The organism is Thiohalocapsa sp. ML1 (assembly GCF_001469165.1).
GTDB lineage: Bacteria > Pseudomonadota > Gammaproteobacteria > Chromatiales > Chromatiaceae > Thiohalocapsa.
In genome coordinates this window covers 62,241-70,781 of sequence record NZ_JABX01000032.1, presented here as the reverse complement: position 1 = coordinate 70,781, position 8,541 = coordinate 62,241, and the positions used below count along the sequence as shown (strand labels likewise).

The following is an 8,541-nucleotide window of genomic DNA, read 5'->3' as shown; positions in this document are numbered from 1 at the left end:
GTACAGCACCGTTTTTCCTTCTTCTTCCGTCGGTTATGGACCAAGATACCGGCGCTCCGGCTGGAAGATCCGCCGGGGGGTGGCGTGAAGCCCTGCGCGTCCAGCAGCCGGCCGAGCGCCGCCGTCACCTCGATGGGCAGCGCGTCCGGCGTCAGCCAGGCCGCGATGATGTTGACGCGCTCACCCTTGCGGCGGGTGATGGCGGCCGTCTCGGGCGCGAGCGAGAGCCCGCCGAGCGGGCTCCCTTTACGTGTACGAGCGCCCCGAGCTTCCTCCTCGGCGTCGAGGATCGCTCGTCCCGTCTCCGCGATCCCCTGAACCGCACAGCACACGTAGGCACGCACCGAACACACTACCGTGCCGGCGTTTCGACTCCCACAAGGCTATGAAATTGCAGCGGGGGCTCGCAGCAAGCGGTTCTCTTGCGGCACTGCTCCTTGCGCGAAATCCAGCTATCGAACCAGCTATCGGAATGTGGTAACCTTTGGTCTCCCTGGGGTTGCCAGAATTTTCGCCGGCTCCTCCCAACGAACTCCGCCAGCCACCTAACACCTATCGCAGCCGAGCAGGCTGCGTGCGAGGAGTTTCACGGTGAGATCCGCGATGCGGCACACGCGGGCGAGGCCAATCCGCACACAGCACAGATTGCCTGCGCTACCACTCTGGGCTTGGAGCATTCCGCTCGTCTTTGGGTTTCTCGTCGCCGCCTTCCTCCTGGGACGATATGCCGAGGCGCAACGTTGGCATCTCAAAGTGCCACCGGAATTCGTCGAGGTCTGGATCGACCTGCGCGCTGCCCATCCTGACGACCCGGACAAGCCGCAAGAAGTGCCTGGGGTTTCTTACGAGCGGATCGTGGACCTCAGCGAGGAGGATGTCGACCTGCTCCTCAGCGATTGGGTCATCAACGTCGCGGCCGCGGCGCCCGAGCCACGTTACCTGTTCGAGCTTGGCCGGGTCGCCCTGATCCACGATCAGATCGAAACGGCATACGACCTGTTGGATATGGCCAACGACGCGGGGTCGGTCCCGGCACCGATGTATCTGGCCTCCTATTTCGAAGAGGAGGACCCGGAGCAGGCGCGGCGACTGGTGGAGTCCGCGATCGCGATGGGCTTCAAGCCCGCGTCCGACTATTGGGAGACGCTGTTCGGTGCAGGCGCGACCGGCCGCGATCCGGCTGTAACCGCACCTTCCGCCTCCACCGCGCCTGTGGGTCAGCGCCTCTGGTAGCCGGTTGCTGACATGGATGCCCACAACAAGAGTCGCACGGTGTTCAGTTGGTCCCGCCTGGTGATTCTGCTTTTTGCGCTGGGGTTGGTATTCGGCGGCACCCCCGAGTCCGCGACCAGCGCCATGCCGCCTCCCCCCAAGCCAGCCCCCAAGCCGGCTCCGAAACCCGCACCTAAGTCGGCCCCGAAGCCCGCTCCGAAACCCGCACCTAAGTCGGCCCCGAAGCCCGCTCCGAAACCCGCACCTAAGCCGGCCGCGAAACCGGCTCCGAAACCCGTACCTAAGTCGGCCCCGAAGCCCGCTCCGAAACCCGCACCTAAGCCGGCCGCGAAACCGGCTCCGAAACCCGTACCTAAGCCGGCTCCGAAGCCCGCTTCGAAACCCACACCGAAGCCTGCGCCAAAGACAAAGCCCACGGTCAAGCCCAAGCCACCGGCAAAGCCGCTGGCTCATTCCGCCCGGAAACCCGTGCGCCCGCAGCAGCGTCCGACCAACTTACGCACCGGTAAATCTCCTCGGTCGGCGATGTCAAAACGTTGGCGGCTGGCCAAACAAGCCAAGGAAGCAAAAGGCAGCGGGCCCCGGCTTACATCGTCGGCGCGCCGAGTCACCCCGGTCTCGATCTCGAAGCGACCGCGCTACCTGAAAAACGGCGGAGGAACAGGTGGGCACTCCGGAGGACCCCGAACCAGCAAGTTAAGCGCGCAGTGGCGAAAGTACGCCAATCGAACGGGAGGACGACATGCCAAACCCGTCCCAACGAAAATAGCCAAGCAGTGGAACGCCCATGCCCATCAGATAAAGACTGCACCTTTCCAACCAATCGGCAATCGTGGCATATGGACGGGTCGCGCGCCAGCGAAGAACGCTTACAAACATTACCAGGATCACGGAACTCAGTTTCAATCACAGAACGCTGTTCACTATTACAAGCAGACGAAGCATTTTCTGCACAATCCTCCCAAGGGTACGCTTACGAAAGTCCGCCCAAACAGTGGAGAAATCGTGCGCTACCATCCTGGCTCGAACACCTTCGCAGTAATGACGAAACGGGGCATCCCAAAAACCATGTTCAAGCCAGATCCCAATAAACATGGATACAAGACAGGACTTGACTACTTCCATGCCCAATAGCGACGACCCCCAATTACATTGCCGCGTTTGTGGTTTCCAACTCCTCGACCCTCCCTGGGGCGAAGACGGGTGTACACCTACATTCGAGTACTGCCCCTGCTGCGGAGTAGAGTTTGGATACCAAGATTCTACACCAAGCAGCACCAGGCGTTATCGTAAACAATGGATCACTCGAGGAATGCCTTGGGATCTAGAAGACGCGAAGCCCGACCAGTGGGATTCGGCCTCCCAATTAAAGCACATCCCGATTGACTTCCTTTAATAGTCGCTCGTACTACTTCGTCGGTTTCCCAAATCACCAATAGTGAGCGTCTGTCATGATCATCACGAATTATCGCCCCGGCCACAAACCTCTCCTGATCATCGTCGTTATCGCGATGACCTTGTGGTCCCTTCAACCCCGTGCCACCGAAGACGCCGCCACTACCGACCTCTTTTCTCAACCTTTCGAGCAGCCCACCATACTCAGGGCGTTCGGCCAAGGCGATTCCAGCCTTGATGAGGTTGAGGCCGTCGTCCTGGCGAGTGCTCCCGTACACTACCAAGGGAAGGAGCCTTCCTCGTCAGGCCAGAGGACCACGAAAAAAATCTACGCCTTCCGCTTGGCGATAGAGCTTGAATCGATGATGCAACAGGAATGGCCAAAGATTATATTTCCGGACGTGCCGGCGGTCCTGCGGGACATCGTCGCCACCGACGTGGGGAGCATGGCGCGGGTTCGTATGGCTTCGGATAATGACGTGGCCGTGGTCATGATGAGCAAAGACTTGGCCGACTGGGGAGAAGTCGCATCCAAGCTGGCGACTTCCTTTTCCGATGGCGATACACCCGAAGCCACCAGACAGTTGATGGCAACGGCCGAGTTCGGGCAGGCAGTGGGAGCACAGGCGCAACGCGATGCAGCCCTGTTGAGGGATGCGTTGTATGCCGGAGCGGTCGAAGATGTCCGCAAGATCTACGATGGCCTCCGCCGCTACGTGCTTGGCTCGACCAGTACCCAATGATCGAAAACCTCATGTTTGACAAAGCAACGCGTGTGATGCCGGTGCTTATCCCATTGTCGCCGCACCGCCGTTCTCTATGCTTCCGCACATCGATACCGTGCCACACCAATGAAGAAACCGACGCGTAGCTTCCGAAAGGGCGGATCACGGTCGCCGCTTGGTCTGCCGCGCTCAACGAACAGGCCACCAACGACGACGCGGCCCGGCAACGTCCTGCGGTCCACGGAATCCAGGAAGGCACTCGCGCCTGCGCCGACCGTCATCCGAACTAGGCCCCACCGCCGTTGGCTTGCGATTCCACTGATCGCGGGCGCGATCGCCGCGCTAGGGATCGGTTGGTTCTTACTTCCAACAACGACGCCAACTCATCTTACAGAGACTCGTTCGATAAATTCGACCGCCGACACCTATGATATTTTCTCCAAGCCGTTTGAACAACCTTCTCTGCTCCACGCCTTTTACAACGGCGATGGCGCATTAAGTACGGCGAACGCGAACATCCCGCCGATAGCACCCCCGCGGTATCGAGGCATTGATGGACAGCGCGCAACGAAAAAAATCTACGCTTTCCACCTAGCCTTACAGCTCGATATGATGATGCAGCAAGAATGGCCCAAGAAGTTCGCAGACGTGGAAGTCGTTGTGCGTGAGATCGTGCGCAGCGATGTTGCGAATGTTGCGCAGGTCCAGTTAGAAACGGACAGTGATGCTATAGTAGCCCTAAGATCAAAAGACATCGCGGATCTGGCGAAGGACATTTCCCAGTCCCTGTGTGTATTCCTCGGCGGGGATATGTGCAAAGTCAATCGCAACGCTCGTTCAACTGCCGCTTTTGCGCAGGCGGTAGAGCGACACGCCACGCTGGATGCGGGATTGCTGCGCGATGCGCTCTACGATGGCGCTGTGGATGACTTCCGACGGATATATGTTGGACTCAGTAAGTATGTTCTCGGAACAATCGGCTATCATTAAACCTGCGCGTCGCACTAAGCTAATTGCACGCCATGATTCCGGCTTCATCCGGCATGACACTTGATCTATGGGCATTCCTTGGCGAGCTCGCCGCGCGTCTGTGGCTCGAAGGCACGCAGGAGTTCTTCATCACCTTGGGCGTGGGAGCCCTGCTTGGCGCCTTCACATGGTGGCTTGCCCGCTATGTCGCCTTGAGCTTCAACCGACACTTTGCCTTCAAGGCCCAGTATCACGCTTTTTGCGCGCTTGCCGCGGGTCTCACCATTGTCTTCGCCCTGTTGTTCGTCTCGTTGCGCTACACGGGCAGTGCAGCACGGGAGATCGTTGACGACTGGGAAGTCTCCCTCGGACAAAACCCAGCGTGGGCGGAAAGCACGTTCCGAAAGGCATATGACGCCGTCTACGCACTGCGTGATGCCGACGGAAATCAACTCGAGGACTTCACGAGCCATCCGCATCCCGAGATGGGAAAGGCCACGTTGATCCCCACGAATACAGACGAGGCGAAACGGACGGCCGCCGAAATCTACGCCAGTGAGGCAGTCGACAGTTTCCGCGTGAATCACCCATTGCTGAGCGCAATCCTTTGGGCGAAGTCGGAATCCGCTCAAGGTACGATCTTCGCTGACATGGACCGATTTTTCAAGGCAACCGGAGGTGGTGGGAGGTATCGCGCCGAGGACGCCATCGGTTTGGCTGGAAACGAGATTCAACGCGAATTGGCAAAGCAAGTACCAAGGGTCGTCCTGATTACCCGCTCCGTTTTGGTTGTGCTTTTTCTCATCGTTCAAACTATCATCTTCGGACTGTTGATCCGGTCCGCATTGGCCGACATAAAAGAGAGTCCGGTGCCCAAGTTGAGAGGACGCTGACATGAAACAATCCAACCTGTTACTCGTGGGCCTGGGGGGTACCGGCTGCGCCGTCGTGCGTGAGTTGAAGAAAAAGCTGTATGTCGAGTGGCGGTCCCGCGGGAACACCGGCCCCTATCCCGAGACCTACGAGTTCGAGGACAATTTCGGCGGGGAACGGGTGACATCCCGCATCGCCACGCTCAGTGTCGATTCCAACGACGCGGACCTTTCAGGCGCCGGCGAGCGGGCGCGGGCGTGGCGTGTCTTCGGTGAGACACTTAAGCTTGCCGATAAGGAGAAGGTGCTCATCAATCCGGTTGGCATCGACCGCATTCTGACCAGCATCGAGCGCTACCCTGGCATCGAGCCATGGATACGCGATGATCTTGGCTTCGTGCAGGACATTACCCGCGGGTCCACCAAACCGAATGGCTGCAATCAGATTAGGCGTATGGGCCGTCTGGCACTGGCGAACGCCAATAGCATCGAGAATGTGATTCGTGCGATCGCCGACCGGCTTTCGGCGCTGAGCCGCGATGGCAAGGTAGGGGCAGAGATTCACGTCGCCTGTACATTGGCCGCGGGCACCGGCAGCGGCGCCCTGATCGATACGCTGGCCCAGATTCAGAAGCACCTGAAGACCGAGACGGGAGACTATGAACTGTATGTCCATGGTTTCGCCACCGCAAAAGACGTTGGCGACGTCAATACGGGTAACTTTTACGCCAATCAGTTCGGGGCTTTGCTGGAGCTGAACGCCTTCAGGCTCGGGCTTTATCGGCCTTGGGACATTACGGCGTCCCCAAGCCCGCGCCGTCTTGCGGTTCCGGAGCCGGGCAGGTCGACCGGAGACCTCGCCGGGACCTACAAGTCCGTGGCGCTGATCACCGAAACCACCGAGGGCCATTCGGACATACGATTCGAGCAGCAGATCGAGAATGTCGCGGAGTTTCTTTTTCAACTCTCGGTCAGGCAGATGGGGAACCTACCCAAGGAGTTGCGGGATGTGCTGAGCATGGAAGACCGTGCGACCTATCCGACCGACGTCAACGGGGGAATCCGCTCGACTGCCTTTATTGCCTACGGCGTTCAGCGGGTCGCGATCCCGGAGCGAGAGATTCGGGAGAAGCTCTCCTATGCGTTCGGTCGACAGTTTCTACTGAAGCTTCTGTACCACAACTGGGACAACGGGTATCGGGAAAGTCCTCGGGCCTTCTCGCGTGACAACTTCGTGGACGTGCGTCGACAGGTATGGCGCGCAACGCGGGAGCATCTCTATCTGGATGTCGTCGAGGATGAATCCGGCAATGCGAAGTTCGATACCTACGAGGTCGAGTGGCGCAACGCCTTGGCGCAAGAAGCACGGGAGACCGTAGAAGATCTCGGTGACGCCTACGACGCCCGAAAAGTCTGGCTGGACGATTTCGATCACCGAGCCAACGTCTACTGGGAGCAGGGGTTCCGCTCCCGCGGCGACGGGGGCGGTGTCAATGACTATTTCAAGATTCGCATGGAAGCGACGGATGTTAGCCAACGGGCGGTGGGGATACGATCCGCTATCGAGAGGGATCTTCTTGTCAACATCGAGCGCATGAACCCGGAATACCCGCTGCACGGGTTGCCAGACGCATTGGAGTTCCTGATCGGTCGCGTTGAGGAAGACAGACTCTGGTTTGGAGGTGCCGCGGGTGAGTCGGTCGACGAGATGAAGGAAGCCGATCGGCTCAGAGAGGGCATTCGCGAGCAATACGACAAGGCCGGACGCTGGGCAGGAGGCAAGCACGAGCGGCTTTTCAACGAGTATATCACGGCGACCACCCGTTACTACTTCTGGGCAACCGAGCAGCGCGCTGCCGAATATGGACAGCGATTCTGCGCCACCCTGGTCGATGAGTTGAAGTCGTTGCAACAACAGGTCGCACTTTTCGACACGCGTTTGAAACAGACGGCGACCAGTTTCGCAACCGAGATCGAGTCGCGCATCAATGCCTCCGCCGCACGCGCTGTCCGGGAGGACATCACGTACGTCGTTGATGTCGACTATGTCAACGACGCGATCCTGAAGCGTTTCATCGCGAACAAATCAATTCAGGACCTACGGGCGGATGCGGCAATGGAGCGGCTGAAGCAGATGCGCGGAGATCGCTACGAGTTTCGCCTCTACACCGAGCGCATGCCAGTAGACGACACAGAAAGGGTAGGAGGCCCCCTTGTGGATGCGTTGCGAAGGATATCTGAGGACAACGCACTCGAGGCCCATCGAAAGATGAAAGAAGACGACCCCAACTTCGACGGTATCCTTGGTCAGAACATTGTCCGTAAGCTCTACACGGAATATGGCGGACGCACGGACGGAGATCTCGAATCCTGGATCAGGAATCTGATCGAGCGATCGATGCCCATGGTGTCTTTCCAGCCGAACGAGGAGCGGATGGATCTACCGACGCAGGGTCCGGTCCTACGCCGCTGTGTCTTCGTGCCAAAGTGTTCGTCCGTACCGGACGAGTTCGAAGAGCAACTACGTCGCAGGGTTGAGTCGACAACGGGGTCTCAGGGCGGATGCAAGGAGGTCGAGACATACTTCCGAGAGGTGCCCGAGGAGCGCAACCCCACCGAGATATCCATCCTTTCGGTCGCGTTTTTCTTTTCAGCTCGCTTTGCACGCGTAACGCACGGTTTGAGAGCCGAGTACCGAAAACGTCTAGACCAGCGCTCGGCGGAAGACTCCAAACGCGGGTATTTCGAGTGCCATACCGAAAGCCATCGTCCACCACTTCCGGACCTTATGAAAGAGAGTCGGGAAACAGTGCTTCTGGGTCAGATGCCCGTCTGCCTGTTGGCCACCGCGATGGGCTTGATGCAGATTCCAGATCAAGACGGGCGCGAGATTCTTTTTGGCGTGAAGGATCGTTACGGACGGGTCGAAGATAAGGTCTCTTCCGGAATGCGACTATCCACCAAGGTGCGAGATGCTGCCGCTCAAAGCGAGGAACGGTACGGCCATCCGATCCCAATAGAAACGGTGATCATTCATTCCCTATACCGAAAGGAGTTCCAAGAGGATGCACTGAGCCCGCTCGCTGGACTGTTGCGCGCTCGGTACGAGAAGGAAGACTTCGACCCTGAGAGACTGGAGCAGCGGTTGAGCGCGATGAGTGGGGAGTTTTTCCTGTTGTCGGGAAGCAACGAGGATGATGCTGGTTATCGGGAGTTGGATACCCAAATGCAGGAAGCGATGGAGCTTTCTCGCCATTTGGGCAAGAACCCACGAATGTAGTAAGAATCCGCGTGACGACGCCAAGTGGAACGGGGTCGCGTGAGGTCGTGCGCTCAAACGTACCGTA

At 58.7% G+C, this 8,541-nt stretch carries 7 protein-coding genes; 6 read left to right on the top strand and 1 reads right to left on the bottom strand.

Annotation, left to right across the window (positions count from 1 at the left end; all coding sequences use genetic code 11):
* Positions 1-344: hypothetical protein (locus ML01_RS29005; protein ID WP_156427839.1), on the bottom strand; the 344-nt coding region annotated here is incomplete at its 3' end.
* 301 nt (positions 345-645) lie between these two features.
* Here ML01_RS29005 and ML01_RS18625 point away from each other — a divergent pair.
* The 6 genes from ML01_RS18625 (at position 646) to ML01_RS18605 (ending at position 8,474) form a co-directional block, all read left to right on the top strand.
* On the top strand, positions 646-1,233 hold the full coding sequence (locus tag ML01_RS18625) for a hypothetical protein (protein WP_156427838.1): 588 nt from the start codon (positions 646-648) through the stop codon (positions 1,231-1,233).
* A 468-nt stretch (positions 1,234-1,701) separates the two neighbouring features.
* A complete protein-coding gene (locus tag ML01_RS30290) occupies positions 1,702-2,367 on the top strand; it encodes a hypothetical protein (protein ID WP_216819227.1) in 666 nt (221 codons plus the stop codon).
* Between the two features lie 317 nt (positions 2,368-2,684).
* Positions 2,685-3,371, top strand: coding sequence for a hypothetical protein (locus ML01_RS18620; protein WP_058556902.1), 687 nt, complete (start codon positions 2,685-2,687; stop codon positions 3,369-3,371).
* Between the two features lie 108 nt (positions 3,372-3,479).
* Complete coding sequence (locus ML01_RS29000) at positions 3,480-4,343, top strand: hypothetical protein (protein WP_156427837.1); 864 nt, start codon at positions 3,480-3,482, stop codon at positions 4,341-4,343.
* 23 nt (positions 4,344-4,366) lie between these two features.
* Positions 4,367-5,215 carry a hypothetical protein gene (locus ML01_RS18610; RefSeq protein ID WP_156427836.1) on the top strand — a complete coding sequence of 283 codons (849 nt, stop codon included), beginning with the start codon at positions 4,367-4,369 and terminating at the stop codon, positions 5,213-5,215.
* A 1-nt stretch (position 5,216) separates the two neighbouring features.
* Positions 5,217-8,474 carry a tubulin-like doman-containing protein gene (locus tag ML01_RS18605; protein ID WP_058556899.1) on the top strand — a complete coding sequence of 1,086 codons (3,258 nt, stop codon included), beginning with the start codon at positions 5,217-5,219 and terminating at the stop codon, positions 8,472-8,474.
* Positions 8,475-8,541: the final 67 nt, after the last annotated feature.